At 39.0% G+C, this 17,563-nt stretch carries 17 protein-coding genes and 1 riboswitch; of the genes, 11 read left to right on the forward strand and 6 right to left on the reverse strand.

Annotation, left to right across the window (positions count from 1 at the left end):
• Nucleotides 1-85: 85 nt before the first annotated feature.
• From PCI70_RS02970 to PCI70_RS03000, 7 genes are all read left to right on the forward strand, one after another.
• A complete protein-coding gene (locus tag PCI70_RS02970) occupies nt 86-1,180 on the forward strand; it encodes a hypothetical protein (RefSeq protein ID WP_269913863.1) in 1,095 nt (364 codons plus the stop codon).
• 17 nt (nt 1,181-1,197) lie between these two features.
• A riboswitch (TPP riboswitch) is annotated at nt 1,198-1,308 on the forward strand.
• 69 nt (nt 1,309-1,377) lie between these two features.
• Complete coding sequence (gene thiC, locus PCI70_RS02975) at nt 1,378-3,165, forward strand: phosphomethylpyrimidine synthase ThiC (RefSeq protein ID WP_442865143.1); 1,788 nt, start codon at nt 1,378-1,380, stop codon at nt 3,163-3,165.
• Nucleotides 3,166-3,330: 165 nt separating this feature from the next.
• Nucleotides 3,331-3,933, forward strand: a complete 603-nt coding sequence (locus PCI70_RS02980) for an NUDIX domain-containing protein (RefSeq protein ID WP_269913864.1) — start codon at nt 3,331-3,333, stop codon at nt 3,931-3,933.
• Nucleotides 3,934-3,940: 7 nt separating this feature from the next.
• Nucleotides 3,941-4,720 carry a metallophosphoesterase gene (locus PCI70_RS02985; RefSeq protein ID WP_269913865.1) on the forward strand — a complete coding sequence of 260 codons (780 nt, stop codon included), beginning with the start codon at nt 3,941-3,943 and terminating at the stop codon, nt 4,718-4,720.
• A gap of 211 nt (nt 4,721-4,931) precedes the next feature.
• Complete coding sequence (gene dksA / locus PCI70_RS02990; RefSeq protein WP_269913866.1) at nt 4,932-5,441, forward strand: RNA polymerase-binding protein DksA; 510 nt, start codon at nt 4,932-4,934, stop codon at nt 5,439-5,441.
• A 3-nt stretch (nt 5,442-5,444) separates the two neighbouring features.
• Nucleotides 5,445-6,329: a tRNA glutamyl-Q(34) synthetase GluQRS gene (gene gluQRS / locus PCI70_RS02995; protein ID WP_269913867.1), complete on the forward strand. Its 885-nt coding sequence runs from the start codon at nt 5,445-5,447 to the stop codon at nt 6,327-6,329.
• Nucleotides 6,330-6,499: 170 nt separating this feature from the next.
• The gene (locus PCI70_RS03000; RefSeq protein ID WP_269913868.1) at nt 6,500-7,126 is read left to right on the forward strand and encodes a haloacid dehalogenase-like hydrolase; all 627 of its coding nucleotides are present in this window, start codon (nt 6,500-6,502) and stop codon (nt 7,124-7,126) included.
• A gap of 26 nt (nt 7,127-7,152) precedes the next feature.
• On the opposite strand, the gene ftsW is transcribed toward PCI70_RS03000, so the two are convergent.
• The 6 genes from ftsW to PCI70_RS03030 all read right to left on the reverse strand — a co-directional run bounded on the left by ftsW (nt 7,153) and on the right by PCI70_RS03030 (nt 12,914).
• Nucleotides 7,153-8,337, reverse strand: coding sequence for a putative lipid II flippase FtsW (ftsW, locus tag PCI70_RS03005; RefSeq protein ID WP_269913869.1), 1,185 nt, complete (start codon nt 8,335-8,337; stop codon nt 7,153-7,155).
• A 13-nt stretch (nt 8,338-8,350) separates the two neighbouring features.
• On the reverse strand, nt 8,351-9,706 hold the full coding sequence (gene murD / locus PCI70_RS03010) for a UDP-N-acetylmuramoyl-L-alanine--D-glutamate ligase (RefSeq protein WP_269913870.1): 1,356 nt from the start codon (nt 9,704-9,706) through the stop codon (nt 8,351-8,353).
• Between the two features lie 403 nt (nt 9,707-10,109).
• Nucleotides 10,110-10,388 carry a hypothetical protein gene (locus PCI70_RS03015; protein WP_269913871.1) on the reverse strand — a complete coding sequence of 93 codons (279 nt, stop codon included), beginning with the start codon at nt 10,386-10,388 and terminating at the stop codon, nt 10,110-10,112.
• 153 nt (nt 10,389-10,541) lie between these two features.
• Nucleotides 10,542-10,793, reverse strand: coding sequence for a DUF6587 family protein (locus PCI70_RS03020; protein ID WP_269913872.1), 252 nt, complete (start codon nt 10,791-10,793; stop codon nt 10,542-10,544).
• A gap of 10 nt (nt 10,794-10,803) precedes the next feature.
• On the reverse strand, nt 10,804-12,660 hold the full coding sequence (feoB, locus tag PCI70_RS03025; RefSeq protein WP_269913873.1) for a ferrous iron transporter B: 1,857 nt from the start codon (nt 12,658-12,660) through the stop codon (nt 10,804-10,806).
• Nucleotides 12,657-12,914: a FeoA family protein gene (locus tag PCI70_RS03030; RefSeq protein ID WP_269913874.1), complete on the reverse strand. Its 258-nt coding sequence runs from the start codon at nt 12,912-12,914 to the stop codon at nt 12,657-12,659. Before PCI70_RS03030 ends, feoB begins: the two co-directional genes overlap by 4 nt.
• 150 nt (nt 12,915-13,064) lie before the next feature.
• Between PCI70_RS03030 and xerD the strand changes: the two genes are divergently transcribed.
• The 4 genes from xerD (at nt 13,065) to thrC (ending at nt 17,534) form a co-directional block, all read left to right on the forward strand.
• The gene (xerD, locus tag PCI70_RS03035; protein ID WP_269913875.1) at nt 13,065-13,982 is read left to right on the forward strand and encodes a site-specific tyrosine recombinase XerD; all 918 of its coding nucleotides are present in this window, start codon (nt 13,065-13,067) and stop codon (nt 13,980-13,982) included.
• A gap of 107 nt (nt 13,983-14,089) precedes the next feature.
• On the forward strand, nt 14,090-14,908 hold the full coding sequence (locus tag PCI70_RS03040) for a DsbC family protein (protein WP_269913876.1): 819 nt from the start codon (nt 14,090-14,092) through the stop codon (nt 14,906-14,908).
• A 124-nt stretch (nt 14,909-15,032) separates the two neighbouring features.
• Nucleotides 15,033-16,334: a homoserine dehydrogenase gene (locus PCI70_RS03045; protein ID WP_269913877.1), complete on the forward strand. Its 1,302-nt coding sequence runs from the start codon at nt 15,033-15,035 to the stop codon at nt 16,332-16,334.
• A 57-nt stretch (nt 16,335-16,391) separates the two neighbouring features.
• Complete coding sequence (thrC, locus tag PCI70_RS03050; RefSeq protein WP_269913878.1) at nt 16,392-17,534, forward strand: threonine synthase; 1,143 nt, start codon at nt 16,392-16,394, stop codon at nt 17,532-17,534.
• The last annotated feature ends 29 nt before the right edge of the window (nt 17,535-17,563 follow it).

Raw genomic sequence — 17,563 nt, forward strand, 5'->3', positions numbered from 1 at the left:
GAAAACAAGTCATTCCTTTACAGCAATTAAATTAAAAATTTGCATAATAAGTACTATTCACTCACTTTAATTTAAGGTTGAATCTATGCCCCAAACACGTGTGTTCTTTTGTTTTGCACTCATTCTTTGTTTAAGTGCATGTCAAAAAAAGCCTCAACACACGTTTGATGAGCAACCACGTCAAGCGAAAACATCTGTGATGTCTTTTTCGTGTGATCAAATTTCACAAAACATTCAATCTATTAATAACCGTAGTACAGTGCAAGCCCTGCAAGAAGTAAATTTTCGACTAAAACAATGTTTACCTCAACTCACTATGAGTGAACGTACCACATTACTTTACGCATCAACTGCAATGTATCAACGCTTCTTAGCGGCCGACCGTACACCCAAACAGCAAATGGTCTTTGAGCAATACGCACAAAACACCAATATGTACCCTACTTTGCAACAAGAGCATATCAATGAGTTCTCACCGCGTGATCGTTACTTGATTGAACATCAAGGACAGGCATTTTATGAATTATATGATGCCAATGGACGTACAATGTATCGCCGTCAACCACAGTATCTCAAAGAAGTTTTTGCACCTTATTTACCCCCTGCCGAACAAATTTTTATTAATCATTTGGCAGAGCAAAATCAACAGCCGATTTTTGCAAAACAAACCTTTAATTTAACGTGGTCAGAAATTGCCAATCGCGCACAATTTTGGGAGCGTTACGCCCATCAATACCCAAATAGCTTATTTGTAGAAGATGCTCAACGTCTTAAGTTTGCCTATATCCACTTTTTGTTCCACGGTTTACCCAGCATGCCTGTGTCTAACCTTTACGAAGGCGAAGACAATATTAACCCTGAAGCCCTCATGGAAATTAAAATGCTAAGTGAAGAACCGCACTCACAAATTGCCAAAAAAGCACAAAAGTTTTTACAGTTTTTGCATATTTCAGAGCATGAGCGTGACCAACGTATTCCTGTAGAACTTAGCGCTACAGAACAACGTGCGGATAGTAAAGAAATTATTATGGAAAGTAAGCAGTTAGATCAATTTATTGGACTTAATGATCCTTTAGCGGTTGATAGTACCCATATTAATCGGGACTGTTTTAGTGATGCTATTTGTATTACCCATGTGGGAAATGTGGCAAATAAGCTACCAAGTAAACAACAATTTTAAAAACGTGATAAGCTGTGCCTAGCTTGACGGAGCGCGAGAAGTGACTCGCTGAGATCACCTTAATCAAGGTGAGTACCGTTGAACCTGATCAGGTTAAGACCTGCGTAGGAATCAAGCCACAGCCTAAAATCTCGCCTTTTTGCGCCCGCTTTTTGGTCGTGCTTGATTCGTTGATACACCCTAAAAGGATTACTTCGATGAGTCAAACCCCCTCTACTTGCCAGCATGAGCAAGAATCTCAAGACCTTACTCGTATATTGCCAGCCTCTAAAAAAGTTTATATTCAAGGGACACGCCCTGATATCCAAGTGCCGATGCGTGAAATTGCACTTGCAGATACCCCTGAAGGTTTGGGCGGCGAAAAAAATGAACCGATCATGGTTTATGACACTTCAGGTGCCTACACCGATCCAAACGTGAGTATTGATCTAAATCAAGGTTTACCTTCTGTACGCCAAACATGGATTGAAGAACGTCAAGATACTGAACAACTTGCAGGCTTAAGCTCTGAATTTGGACGTACACGTTTACGTGATATTCGTACCGAGAATATTCGTTTTGCACATATTCAAAATCCACGCCGTGCAAAATTAGGCAAAAATGTCACACAAATGCACTACGCCAAACAAGGCATTATTACCCCTGAAATGGAATTCATTGCCATTCGTGAAAATCAGCGTCAGCGTGAAAACGTAGATATGCGCCAACATGCAGGACAAAACTTTGGGGCACAAAACCTAAAAGAAATTACACCTGAATTTGTTCGCCAAGAAGTTGCCGCAGGTCGTGCCATCATTCCATCTAACATTAACCACCCAGAAAGCGAGCCTATGATTATTGGGCGTAATTTCTTGGTTAAAATTAATGCCAATATTGGTAACTCTGCTTTAGGTTCTTCAATTAATGAAGAAGTATCAAAAATGACATGGGCAACCCGTTGGGGTGCAGATACCATCATGGACTTATCAACAGGGCAAAACATTCACGAAACCCGTGAATGGATTATTCGTAACTCGCCTGTTCCTGTCGGTACTGTACCCATGTACCAAGCCTTAGAAAAAGTAAACGGTGTGGCAGAAGACCTAACATGGGAAATTTTTAAAGATACGCTGATTGAACAAGCAGAACAGGGCGTGGATTATTTTACCATTCATGCAGGGGTACGTTTTGCTTATGTACCGCTTACAGCGAACCGCTTAACCGGCATTGTTTCGCGGGGTGGTTCAATCATTGCACAGTGGTGTTTGGCACATCAACAAGAAAACTTTTTATATACCCATTTTGATGACATCTGCGAAATTATGAAAGCCTACGATATTGCCTTTAGTTTAGGTGATGGCTTGCGTCCAGGTTGTATTCAAGATGCCAACGATGAAGCACAATTTAATGAGTTACGCACTTTAGGCGAGCTTACGCATCGTGCATGGAAACATGACGTACAGGTGATGATTGAAGGTCCCGGTCATGTGCCAATGCATATGATCAAAGAGAATATGGACTTACAACTTGAAGTATGTGACGAAGCACCATTTTATACCTTAGGTCCTCTAACCACTGATATTGCGCCGGGTTATGATCATATTACTTCCGCCATTGGTGCTGCCATGATTGGTTGGTACGGCACAGCAATGCTTTGTTATGTAACCCCTAAAGAACACTTAGGTTTACCCAATAAAAAAGACGTAAAAGACGGCATTATTACTTATAAAATCGCGGCACACGCTGCCGATTTAGCCAAAGGACATCCGGGTGCTCAAGCACGTGATAATGCACTATCTAAAGCACGTTTTGAATTCCGTTGGGAAGATCAATTTAACTTAAGTTTAGACCCAGACACCGCACGCAGTATGCACGATGAAACGATGCCAAAAGAAGCTCACAAATCTGCACATTTCTGTTCTATGTGTGGCCCTAAGTTTTGTTCAATGAAAATTACACAAAACGTACGTGAATATGCAGCGAAAGATGCCCTAGAAAATAGTTAATTAGATTATATATGAATAATTTATAGCGTTGTTTTATTCGGATTGTCTAACATTCCATCTAAAACAATGACAAATTAGTCACATTTTAGTCAAAATTAAAGATTTATTAATCTAAAAATCTTGGTTAGCATGAAATGAGTTTTGTGCTAATTCCAATCTAGTCCAATGAAAAAACACACCTACTATCAGCATTCAGATGTTGAAGTGATTCAAAAAGAAACGGTTTACCATGGTTTTTTAAGTATCGAAAAAATCAGTTTAAAACATCGTCTATTTAATCAAACACATTATTCTCCTGTTCTACAACGTGAACTTATTGCCCGTAAAGATGCCGCAGGCGTTTTAATTTATAACCATCACCAACAGCAATTTGCACTGATTGAACAATTTCGTGTGGGCGCTATTTTTGATGATCAAACGCCATGGCAACTTGAAATTGTTGCAGGCATTATTGATGAAGGTGAAGACCCGCAAACCTGCATTACCCGAGAAAGTATAGAAGAAGCAGGTTGCCATCTTTTCGAGATTGAACATTTATTTACGTTCTATCCATCGGCAGGGGCATGTACAGAGCGTTTCTTCTTATATTCAGCACAAGCCGAATTACCAAGTGATGGCAATATCTATGGGCTAAAAACAGAAGGAGAAGATATTAAACTCCACATTTTTAACTATGCCGATTTAGATTCACTTTTAAAGCACCCACAAATTCGTAATGCGCCTGTGATTATGGCATTACAGTGGCTTGCTCAAAAAATAAAAAATTAGGAATAACATGGCTTTTCAAACCGTTGTTCAAATTAGCGATACGCATTTAATGCAATCTCCCCATGCTCAATTTGTAGGTATGAACCCAGAAGATACTTTTCTTGGTTTAATGCAGCATATCCAAGCCACTCATAGTCCTATCGATTGCTTAGTTCATACAGGTGACTTAGCGCAAGAGGCACACCCACACACCTATACTCGTTATCTTGAGTATATGGCATCACTCAAAATCCCGTTTTATCAAACGCCGGGTAATCATGATGATTTGAACTGTTTTCCCTTACAAAACTACGAGCGTGTGAGTGTTATTGATTTAAAGCCGTGGAGTATTATTTTAATTAATAGTGCGGTTAAAGGTAGAACAGACGGTTGTATTGCTGAAACTGATCTTCAAATGCTAATTTACTTCTTAGAACAACACCAAGATCGGCATATTATTGTTGCTTGTCATCATCACCCTATTGAAATGCAATCGCATTGGATTGATCAACATAAACTAAAAAACACACCTGACTTTGCTAATGTTTTAAAGCAATATCCTAATATTAAGGCAGTGATTCATGGGCATGTACATCAAGAAGCACATCAAAAATTAGGACATATTGATATTTTTTCCGTTCCGTCTACCTGTGTACAATTTAAACCCAAAAGTTATAATTTTGCATTAGATGCTATGGCACCGGGATATCGTATTTTAAAACTATATGATAATGGAGAGTTTTTTACCCAAGTTTATCGTGTTCCTGCTTTGATACCGAATACCGATCCATCATTATCAGGCTATTAAATTTTTGTTGCTTTTAAACGTTCAAAAAAGTAGGCTCTCATCTTTGAAACAAAGACTATCTAATTTTAAAAAAAGTCTTTATGATGACGAGCCCTTGAGGATGGTGAACTTTAAAGAGTTGCTGATCTCAAGGTCGTAATAACAAAAACTTGCATATTACTGTAGCGATTAACGACGTCGCTTTTGACGGATATGATGAGGAATGCCCGATATGGCGAATGACACTTTAAACCAACTCGATGAACAGGGCGAAGCGCCAAAACGCGGACGCAAGCCAAAAGCAAAAGTTGCTCAAAACACTTCAACTGCAAGCTTATTTGGTATTGCACCATACGAGCCAAAGAAAAATGAAGAATACATGTCTGAGGCGCAATTAGAGCATTTCAGAAAAATTCTATTGGCATGGAAATCTGAGTTAATGACGGAAGTTGACCGTACACTCAATAACATGCACGAAGAGTCTTCTGCATTACCTGACGTGAACGACCGTGCAACGCAAGAAGAAGAGTTTGCAATTGAGTTACGTACACGCGATCGTGAACGTCGTCTTATTCGTAAAATTGAGCAATCAATTGAAGCGATTAAAAATGATGATTATGGTTTTTGTGAAACATGCGGTATTGAAATTGGTTTACGTCGCTTAGAAGCACGCCCAACAGCAACACTGTGTATTGATTGCAAAACACTTGCAGAAATTAAAGAGAAACAAAACAAGGGTTAAGTTATGCGTCTTACGCATCAACCTCCTTATGTGGGTCGGTTTGCCCCCTCGCCAACCGGTCCTCTTCACTTTGGCTCACTTATTACCGCCCTTGCAAGTTATTGTGAAGCAAAATCACAGCAAGGACTTTGGCATGTACGTATTGAAGATACAGATATCCCCCGTATTTACCCCGGTAGTGAAGCCCATATTTTACAATGTTTAGATGCCTTTGAATTTGAGATAGATGGCAATATTTTATTTCAAAAAGAACGTTTAGATATTTACGAAGATGTCTTGCATCAACTTAAACAACAACATGCTATTTATGCCTGCCAATGTACCCGCAAAATGTTGGGTTCAAATGCTATTTATGCAGGTACTTGTCGTTCACTTAACTTAGATTTTGCTCATCAAGCCATTCGTGTAAAAGTAGATGATCAGCCCATTTATTTTGATGATGCACTCCAAGGCACACATTGTTCGGTCTTAACGCAAGACTTAGGCGATTTTGTTTTAAAACGCCGTGATGGCATTATTAATTATCAATTGGCCGTGGTCGTGGATGATTATTTACAAGGTATTACCCATGTAGTACGTGGTGCAGACTTGTTAGATAATACGCAAAGACAAATATGGCTTGGGCAAGTTTTAGGCTATCCAAAGCTCAATTATATGCATTTACCGCTTGCCATGAATGCCAATGGACAAAAGCTCTCTAAACAAAATATGGCTCAAGCGCTTGATCCAAAACAAGCACCTCTTTTGTTGCAACAAGCGAATAAAGCACTACATCAACACCCTTTAGAGTTGGATACGCCTGCTCGTATGCTAAAACAAGCCATTCAACAATGGGATCACTCTCGTATTCCACATCAAATGACACTGACAGATCAGGTTTATCTTTAAAATATACTTCAAGTTTTTTGGGTGAGAATGGATTGTTTAACATCAACACCAAAATGTATTGATGATTTCTTTGCTCATCATGGATATGATCTGCAATGGTATAATATTTAGACGAAGTAGCTATTTGTATAGTATAACGACCATGACGCAACTTATAAATTTAATAATATATGCCACAGCAAATTGTTATTTTTGACATGGACGGCACACTACTTTCTGCCGACAGCACCAAGATATGGCTTACTCAACAGCTTAAAAGTAACCCTATACGTTTTATATTTGCTTTAGTTATCTTACCGATTGCCATGCTACTTATGCAAATAAAACGCTTTAAAGGATTTGGCGCATCTTTATTTGTTTGGGTTGCCACATTTGGTTTAAGTGAACATCAACTTAAAACGAATTTTTCAAATTTTGCACATCATTTAAAAGGCTTACATTGGTTTGCAGATGCGCTTACTACGCTTAATGAACATCTAGCACAAAACAGGCGTGTAATTGTGGTCACTGCTGCACCCGAGTGGCTTGCTCAGGCTTTAATCTCTTCACTTCATTTAAATATTGAAGTTTTAGGTACACCTTTAAAACCTGTATTTAGTGGATGGGTTGGTGGTCAGCATTGTAGCCATGAACAAAAAGTAACTCGGTTAAAGGAAATTGGTATTACAGCGCCATGGTTTGCAACCTATAGCGATCATATTAAAGATGACTATCCTATTTTAAGTCACTGTGAAAATTCTTATTTAATTAATTCTAATGCTCAGCATTCTAAATTTAAACATTTAACATGGCATTAAAAAACCACGCCTGAGCGTGGTTTTTTTTAGAAGCTTGAAAGCTCTTGATTTGGATTTTCCTGCTTGGTGGTGGCATCAATTTTAAAGACCAATGCAATCATAGCAGCACACATCATCAGCGATGTGCCACCATAACTAATGAAAGGTAAAGTTAAACCTTTTGTAGGTAACATTCCCATATTCATGCCTGCATTCACTAAAATTTGCATCAAGAAAATCATGCTAATACCGTATGCCAAATAACCTGCACGTAAGTAATTATTTTTTAATGCACGATGTCCAATCTTGATACAGCATGCCAACATCATGAACTCTAAGAATAAAACAGTGGTAATACCAAAAAAGCCAAACTCTTCACCTAAAATTGCCAACATAAAGTCGGTATGTGCTTCAGGTAGATAAGACATTTTTTGCATACTATGCCCAAGTCCAACACCAAACCATTCACCACGTCCAAATGCCATGAGTGCGTTAGACAACTGATAACCTGAGCCCAAAGGATCTGCCCAAGGATTACTAAAGGAAGTTAGACGTTCATAGCGATAAGGTGCTGCGACAATAAGTCCAACCAATAATACGGCAAGTACGCCCCCTAACATCATAAACTGACGCAGTGGTGCACCTGCTAAAAAGAACACACCCACCATCATAGTCACAATGACCGTCGTTGCCCCTAAATCGGGTTCTAATAAAATCAAAAGTACGGTAAATGCCATAATCACGCCTAAGCGGATTAAACCTGTCCAACTATTACGAACTTCATGCGCACGACGTACGACATAATCTGCAGTAAAAATTGCCATCATCACTTTTGCTATTTCTGTTGGCTGTAAAGTAAAGAAACCTAAACGAATCCAACGCGAAGAACCATTGACTTCAGAACCAATAATTAAAGCTAAAAACAACAAACCAATGGTGACAATCCAAAATAAAAAAGTATTTTTAAACCAATAATCTAATGAAAAACGAGAGGTGACAAACGCCACAATCAGGGCAATCACAATCGAAATGGCATGACGCTCTAAAAAGTAAAATGGGTCATTTTGATTGGCGGCAGCATAAGGCATTGAGGCAGATGCCACCATCACCGACCCCATGATCAATAATGTAAATACACAAAATAAAAGTACATTACGGGCAGTAATTTCTTTTGGTAGTTTTAACGAAATTTGCTCTATTTTGCCCAATGCGGTTTGCATAAAACCTGACATTTGCGATTCCTTTTTACTTTTCATGAGCCAATGACTGCACACATGCCACAAAGGCTTGTCCACGTTCATTGTAATTTTTAAACATATCTAAACTTGCACATGCAGGTGAAAGTAAGACCACATCATGAGTTTGCGCAGTTTGATAACAATGGTGCACAGCGCGTGATAAATCTGATGCAAAGGTGAGGTGCGTATATCCTTGTAATGCATCTGCAATCTTAGGTGCATCAACACCAATTAAAACCACCTCACGTACGTATTGCTGTACCGCAGTTTGTAAAAGTGTAAAGTCTTGCCCTTTACCCTGCCCTCCTAAAATCAGCACAAGTTTACCCTGTTGCGGTGCGATCGCTTGTCCTAAACCTTCAACAGCAGCAAGCGTGGCACCAATGTTAGTGCCCTTTGAATCATTGTAGTAACGCACATCATTAAGCGTTGTGACATACTCACAACGATGCTCCAATCCTTTAAATGTTTTTAATACCTCAAGCATTGCAGGTAAAGGCAAACCAATCGCCTCACCTAATGCCAAACATGCTAACGCATTGGCAATATTATGTGTGCCTTGCATATACATATCGGTACTGTTGAGAAGTTTTTCACAACCTCGTGCCAACCAAAGTGCGCCTTGTGCATCTTTTAAAACACCGTATTGATTTAAATCTGGGGCATTTAACCCAAAACTCTGCATCGGTATTGCATCAGGTACTAAAGGACGAGTTAAACTATCATCTCGGTTAAAAACAACTTTTTTAACATCCTGAAAAATACGATGCTTTGCGGTGTGATAGCCCAACATATCTCCGTGACGATCTAAATGATCCTCACTCATGTTCAGTACCACTGCCACATCTGCACCTAAATTTGTTGTTGTTTCGAGTTGAAAACTAGATAGTTCTAAAATAATTAATTCAGGTTCATCTTTAAGTAAATCTAAGGCAGGACGTCCTAAATTGCCCCCAACAGCCACTTTTTTACCTGCGTGCTTTGCCATTTCACCAAGCAACGTGGTTACAGTACTTTTAGCATTTGAACCTGTAATGGCAACAATAGGAACATGGGTTGTACGGCGTAATACTTGAATATCGCTAATCACAGGAATACCTTGTGAGATCGCCTCTTGAATTTGTGGAAGCTGAGGTGCAAGCCCTGGACTTAAAATAATTTCTTCTGCTTGTAATAGTAAATTAGAATCGAGTGCGCCAAAAGAGGTATGCACATGGGCAGGAATTTTGTCATGTCCGGGTGGGGTTATACGAGAATCTGTTACAGCGACTTGATAGCCTTGTTCTACAAAGTGGTTCACAACCGAAACACCCGAGATTCCAAGACCTGCCACCACCTTTAAACCACCGCGGTGTATTAACATGCTTGCCTCTTTCATTTATGCTTTTTTAACCGCTAAATGGTAGCATTTTGCTTTTTAGATTGCTTTTGCTAGATTGGCTTTTTTGTAATGAATTTTGCGGAATTAAATTATATTTAAGTAAATTATACTTTTATAAAATTTAATATTTACACTAAAAATTCTATATTTTTTATTAATTAGATAAATGAAAAAAGTAAAAGACTTTTTAAATTGGCTAAATACACTTTCTTTTGGAGTCAAAATATAAAGAACAATCTATGATTCATAGATATCAAAAATATGTAATTTTCTTATAAGTACTCATCGAAAAAATTTTTATGATAGATTTCTGATTTAATGTGGCTCTTAGATAAACAATATCAAATGCTTATTGACCAATATAATCGTACTTTATCTTCAATTTTTATTTCAACTCAAGTTCTAAGCCATTTAAAAAATAAATTAAATTACTCTTTAAAACTTCGTCATGATGTGAAATTTCAAAGAAAATATAGTCCGCTTCTTCAAAGAATCTAATATCGTACTTCCAATCTAAATTTTGGGGACTTTTCAAACAAATAGCCTTTTCACTTTCGTGGAATCCATTATAACTACTGAGTAATTTTAGCTTTTGAAAAATGAAATTCTTATTTTTCGGATACCATTCTTGTGGATAAAAAAAAATAGATAGTTCGGTAGACATTGAGTTCCTTAAATTTTTAGTATTTTCTAAAAAATTGGTATCTCATAAGTGATAGTTATCAGATAATTTTTTAAACTACAAAAGTACATGGTTCCTTATAAAAAAAATTATAGATTAAGAAAGTTGAAATATAAAAAACCACCTTTCGGTGGTTTACTTCCATTTTACTGCTTGTACAGGCTCTGGCTTGGGTGTAGGCGCATCGGAAGAAGAACATCCACAACCGCCACCACACCCACCTACAGGCATTGGCTGAAGTTTTGCTGCTAAACGATTAAACCCTAAACGTAAACAATACTGTGCTAAATAGCCACGTACTTTAAACGCTGTTTTTGGAAATACGCTTTTAAAAACATACAACGCACTCCAAAGCACAATAGCCGTTACAATCAACAATTCAACCATTTTAGCCTCCTTATAAGCCAAAATAACGCGATGCAATCTGGTAAGTTAAGCAAGACATTAAATATGCCAAGCCAAACAGATATGCCAACATACCTGCAACTGTTTTCCAAGAGCCTGTTTCACGGCGTGCAGTAGCAAGGGTAGATAAACAATGAGGTGCATAAATAAACCACACCAATAACGACAATCCTGTTGCAATTGTCCAACCAGAATTTGGTGAACTAATTAAATGTGTTAAACCTTGCGCCATTGCCTCATCATCTGCACCTGATAACGCATAAACCGTTGCCAATGCAGAAATTAGAACCTCACGCGCTGCCATTGCAGGAATTAAGACAATACAGATCTCCCAATTAAACCCAATTGGTGCAAACAACGGTTGCATTAAATGTCCGAGCTGTCCTGCAAAGCTATAATCTATGGCAGGTAACGTAGCATTTGCAGGCGGTTGCGGAAAAGTAGATAAAAACCAAAGCAATACAGACAGTGCCACAATAATGCCACCGACACGCTTTAAGAAAATTTTACCACGGTCTAATAAGCCAATCGCAATACTCTTTGGATTTGGAATACGGTAGCTTGGTAACTCCATAATAAGCGCATGTTGTGATTTATCTTTTTGTAAAAGCTTCACCACAAATGCAACCACTAAAGCACTTAAAATACCTGCAAAATACAAGATAAACAGCACAACACCTTGTAAATTTAAAAAGCCAAGAACTGTTTTACTTGGAATAAATGCAGCAATTAATAACGTATAAACAGGTAAACGTGCCGAACACGTCATTAAAGGAGCAACTAAAATTGTAATTAAACGATCTCGTGGGTCGTTAATACTACGCGTTGCCATAATGCCGGGGACAGCACATGCAAAACTTGATAGTAATGGAATAAATGCACGCCCACTCAACCCTGCCTTATACATCAATTTATCGAGTAAAAATGCTGCGCGTGGTAAATAACCACTTTCTTCTAACACCAAAATAAAAAAGAATAAAAATAGAATTTGAGGTAAATAAACAATTACACTGCCTGTGCCTGTAATAATGCCATCTACAATTAAACTTTTAAGTGTTGGTTGAGTAATATACGGCGCAATTTGTGCACCAAACCATGCAAATGCACTTGCTATGGCATCCATAAATGGCGCTGCCCATGCAAATACGGCTTGGAAAATGACAAACATAAATACAACAAGGCTGATCAAACCAAACACAGGATGCAAAAAGATTCGATCTAAAAATTCAGTTCGCTGATCATCATGGTTAATAAAAACCACTGCATCTTCTAAAATCATGGCAACTTTTTGATGATGATCACCAATAAGTCCATTCATTTCAGTTTGTTGCATACTAAAATTTTGTTGCTCAAGTGCCTCAATTAAATTTGCAACACCAGAAGCGTGTGTTCCTACAGTCTCAACCACAGGTACGCCCAAACGTTCAGTCAGTTTTTGAACATTCACTTGAATGCCACGGCGACGTGCTTCGTCAACCATGTTTAATACGACTAAAACAGGGCGTCCAAGTTCTAAAATTTCAAGCACTAGACGTAAATGTAATTTTAAATTAGTGGCATCTACCACACACAAAAATGCATCTTGTTCTTTTTCTAAATCAATTTTCCCTAAGCACACATCACGCGTGACTGCTTCATCGGGACTTGTGGCATCTAAACTATAAGCACCGGGTAAATCTAAAACACGGACTTGTTTACGCGAAGGTAAATTAAAAAATCCTACCTTACGCTCAACTGTAACACCTGCATAGTTTCCTACTTTTTGGCGCGTCCCAGTGAGTTGATTAAACACAGACGTTTTACCACAGTTAGGATTACCGACTAAGGCAACACGCAAAGATTCACTCATGCAACACCGTCCTGATTAATTTCAATTTTGGCAGCTTCGGCTTTTCGTAAAGCAAAACGCGTAAATCCAATTTGAATTAACAATGGATCACCACCAAAAAAACCACGAGCCACTACCTTTAAAGAAGCGCCGGGAATAAAGCCCAATGTTTCTAAACGGCTAGCAATTAAGTCAACTTGCTCGTTTTCGCCACATTGATGATTGATTTTTGTGACAAGTGCACTTTGTTTGACTTTCAAATCTGATAGCAACACAGCATCATATCCAAACATTTTTTATTATTATAAACATAAATGAGAATAGTTTACATACGCAATATACAATCAATTACTTCGTCTTCATTCGACTTTTCCATGTTTTTGCACTAAATTAAAGCATGATTTACCCTATCCGATCACCACATTATGCAAGCAAAAAAACCACGTATCCCTACACCTGTTCGTATTCCCGAAACAGCAAGTTTTTTATTGGCATATCGTGATTATCTAGTGGCAAATGCTGTGAGCCCACACACACGTAATGCCTATTTATCAGACCTGATTCAATGTAGCCAATACATCACGTTTCCCATGCCACAATGGACAAAATCAGAGATTGAACAGGTACTTGCACAGCTTAGTCAGGCAGGCAAAAGTCCACGCTCTGTTGCACGTTGTGTTTCTGCTTTACGTTCTTTCTTTAAATTCTTGCGTGAACAAAAACTCAGAACAGATAACCCACTAAGCCAACATAAAACACCTCAAATTGGGCGCACCCTTCCGCATGACTTATCAGAAAAAGAAGTTGAAGCACTACTTGATGCACCTAATATTTATACAGCTTTAGGACTACGTGACCGTGCGATGCTAGAAGTATTGTATGCCTGTGGCTTGCGTGTAAGTGAGCTAATTAATTTAAAACTCGAACTGATTAATTTAAACCAAGGCTATTTACGAATTTTAGGTAAAGGCAACAAAGAACGCCTTGTTCCATTAGGACAACATGCCAAAGAGTGGATCGAAAAATATTTACTAGAAGCACGTCCACAGCTAATCAAATCTCATATTGATTACTTATTTTTAACTCAACACGGCGGCATTATGAGCCGTCAGAATTTTTGGTATGCCTTAAAACGTTATGCGCTTATTGCCAATATTCAAACTGAAATTTCACCACATACCTTACGCCATGCATTCGCTACGCATTTACTCAATCATGGTGCAGACCTACGCGTCGTACAAATGCTGCTAGGACATACCGATTTATCGACCACTCAAATCTATACCCATGTTGCACAAATTCGCTTACAACAATTGCATGCAAAGCATCATCCACGTGCATAATTCACAATTTTATACATTATTTGATGCGTAAAAGCCCTCAGCGTCAGGCGGTTTTTTGTTATGCTAGTGCTTTATTTTGATCATTCGACATGCGTCAAAGGTTTTTTATGTCTCTTAATTTTTCTAAGACTTTACTTTCTTGTGCCTTATTTTGTGGTGTTTTAACAACAACAGCATGCTCTAAAGAATCAACCGCTTCACAAAAGTCTGAGTCACTTACTGCAACTGCACCTGCAACGGGTGAAGCTTCACCAATTTTAGAACAAAACGAAAAGCAACGCTTTATTACAACATTACAAGAGCAACTTAAAAAAGCCAACATCAACGTGAAGATCAGTGATGTTAAGCGAACAGAAGTGCCTAATATTTATTGGGTAAATCTAGAAAATATGCCATCTGTTTATGCCACTGCCGATGGTAAATATATTATTCAAGGCGATGTGATCCGTTTAGGTGATACTAAATTACACAACGTAAGCGAAGGTTTACAAGCACAAGAAAATAAAAAATTATTTGCTGCGCTAAATGTTAAAGATTTAATTGTATACCCTGCTAAAGGCACAACAAAACACGTTGTTTATGTCTTTACCGATGCAAGCTGTCCTTATTGCCATAAATTACACGAATCTATTCCAGATATTAATGCCAAAGGAATTGAGGTTCGTTATATTGCTTGGCCGCGTGGCGAACAATTTATGCCAACCATGGAAAGCATTTGGTGTAGCAAAGATCGTCAAGCAGCATTTGAAACTGTGGCTAAAGGTGGCGCACTTACGCCTGCACAATGTACCAACCCAATCCGTAGCCAATACGAACTTGGTATGCGCATTGGTGTAAACGGTACACCTGCCATTTATAGCGCAGAGGGTGAGTACTTAGGCGGTTACTTATCTGCTGATGAATTAAGTGCTCGTCTTACAAAATAATTCATCTAAAACTGAATATAATTCAATATTTAGGTGAAGATTATCTGATCTTCACCTACCCGCCTTATCTTTTTTTAGCTATGATCTAAAACAATCTCAATTTATCTTTAGTTTGGAGTGTGACGTGAAACCAGTACGTCTGGCTATATTAGGTCTTGGTACCGTCGGTGGTGGTGCCCTTAAGCTATTACAAGAAAATGCTGCTGAAATTAAGCGTCGCACCGGTCGAGACATTCAAATTACTCACGTTGGAACACGCCGTCCACGTCCTGAATTAGAATTAAATGGCATTAAACAAAGTGCAGATTTGTTAGATATTGTTCGCCAACCCGATGTAGATATTGTGGTTGAAGTGATTGGGGGCATTCACCCTGCGCTTGAAATTCTTCAAGAAGCAATGAAGCATGGCAAACAAATTGTAACAGCGAACAAAGCATTACTTGCAGAACATGGCAATGAGCTATTTAAAGCAGCCGAAGACAACAATGTGCAAATTGCCTATGAAGCTGCGGTTGCAGGTGGTATTCCCATTATCAAAGTAATGCGTGAAGGCTTAGCAGCCAACCGTATAGATTGGTTAGCAGGCATCATCAACGGTACAGGTAACTTTATCCTGACAGAAATGCGTGATAAAGGACGTACATTTGAAGATGTACTCAAAGAAGCGCAAGAGCTTGGTTATGCAGAAGCAGATCCAACTTTTGATGTTGAAGGCATTGATGCCGCGCATAAACTGACTATGCTCGCCTCTATTGCATTTGGTATTCCACTTCAGTTTGATAAGGTGTATACCGAAGGCATCAGCAAAGTCACTGCACAAGATGTGAAATATGCCGAAGAACTTGGCTACCGTATTAAACATTTAGGCATTGCACGCCGTGCAGAACAAGGGATTGAGTTACGTGTTCACCCAACACTCATTCCTGAAGATGCACTCATTGCGAATGTAAACGGTGTTAAAAATGCCGTACTTGTACAATCTAATGCACTAGGTCCAACACTTTATTATGGTGCAGGTGCAGGTGCCGGACCAACAGCATCGGCTGTGGTCGCAGATATCATTGATATTGTGCGTGACATTAGCTACACCGAAGATGGTGCAGGTACAGTGCCACAACTTGCCTTTGAAGCGCTGACAGATTTACCAATTTTAGCGCATAATGAAATGACCACCTCTTACTACATTCGTTTAAATGTGGTAGAACAAACAGGGGTACTTGCAGAAATTACATCAATTTTAAGCCATGCAGGCATTAGCATTGATGCGATTATGCAACAACCGCGTAAAAAAGATTTAATCCCTGTGGTGATCTTAACGCACCCTGTTGTAGAAGCAAAAATGGAAGAAGCGCTACAACAAATTCAAGCACTCACGGCAATTCGTGGCGAAATTGTCCGAATCCGTTTAGAAGCGCTTGATAAGTAATCAAAATTAGGGGAATATTTCCCCTACTGTATTTATATATTCATTGGAACATCCTCTATGTCGAATGCCAAACGTTATACTGGTCTTGTAGATCGTTACCGTGATCGTTTACCTGTATCTGACACTACACGTGCTATCTCTTTAGGTGAAGGCAACACGCCTTTAATTAAACTTGAGAATATTCCACGTATTATTGGCAAAGATGTTGAAATTTATGTGAAATATGAAGGTTTGAATCCAACGGGTTCATTTAAAGACCGTGGTATGACCATGGCGGTGACCAAAGCAGTTGAAGAAGGCTCAAAAGCAATTATTTGTGCATCAACAGGTAATACTTCTGCAGCGGCGGCAGCTTATGCAGCGCGTGCAGGCATTAAAGCATTTGTGCTCATCCCAGAAGGCAAAATTGCAATGGGTAAATTGGCACAAGCCATGATGTACGGTGCTATCACTATGCAAATCCGTGGTAACTTTGATGACGGTATGCGCCTTGTAAAAGAAATTGCAAACCATGCGCCTGTCAGCATTGTAAACTCTATTAATCCATACCGTTTGCAAGGTCAAAAAACGATTGCTTACGAAATTGTGGAAGAGCTTGGTCGCGCACCTGATTATCACTGCCTACCTGTTGGAAATGCAGGCAACATTACTGCACATTGGATGGGTTATACAGAAGCGGTTGCGAACCAACCTGCTGATGAGTTTGAGCAAGTGGTGTATGACGCTGAGACTGATCAATTTACAGGTCCTAAGCCTGAAGGCACACCTATTATGGTGGGCTACCAAGCAGCGGGAGCAGCACCATTTTTACGTGGCGCACCTGTAGAAAACCCAGAAACTGTGGCAACTGCTATTCGTATTGGTAACCCACAAAGTTTTAACCATGCTAAAGCGGTTGTTCGTGACTCTCAAGGTTGGTTTGATGAACTGACTGATGACGAGATTTTACAAGCACAACGCATGTTATCTATGTATGAAGGTGTATTTGTAGAGCCTGCTTCTGCAGCATCACTCGGTGGTGCAATCCGCGATATTAAAGCGGGCAAAATTGCAGAAGGTTCTGTCATTGTATGTACGGTAACAGGTAATGGTTTAAAAGACCCAGACACTGCGATTAAACAATGCTCAGATGCCGTAATGCTCACCATTGATGCGACAATGGATGACGTTAAAACAGCAATTTTAGCGAACATGAAATAAGTCATTAAAAAGCCCTGTCAAACAGGGCT

Origin of the sequence: Acinetobacter sp. HY1485, from assembly GCF_027568475.1 — a bacterium.
GTDB lineage: Bacteria > Pseudomonadota > Gammaproteobacteria > Pseudomonadales > Moraxellaceae > Acinetobacter.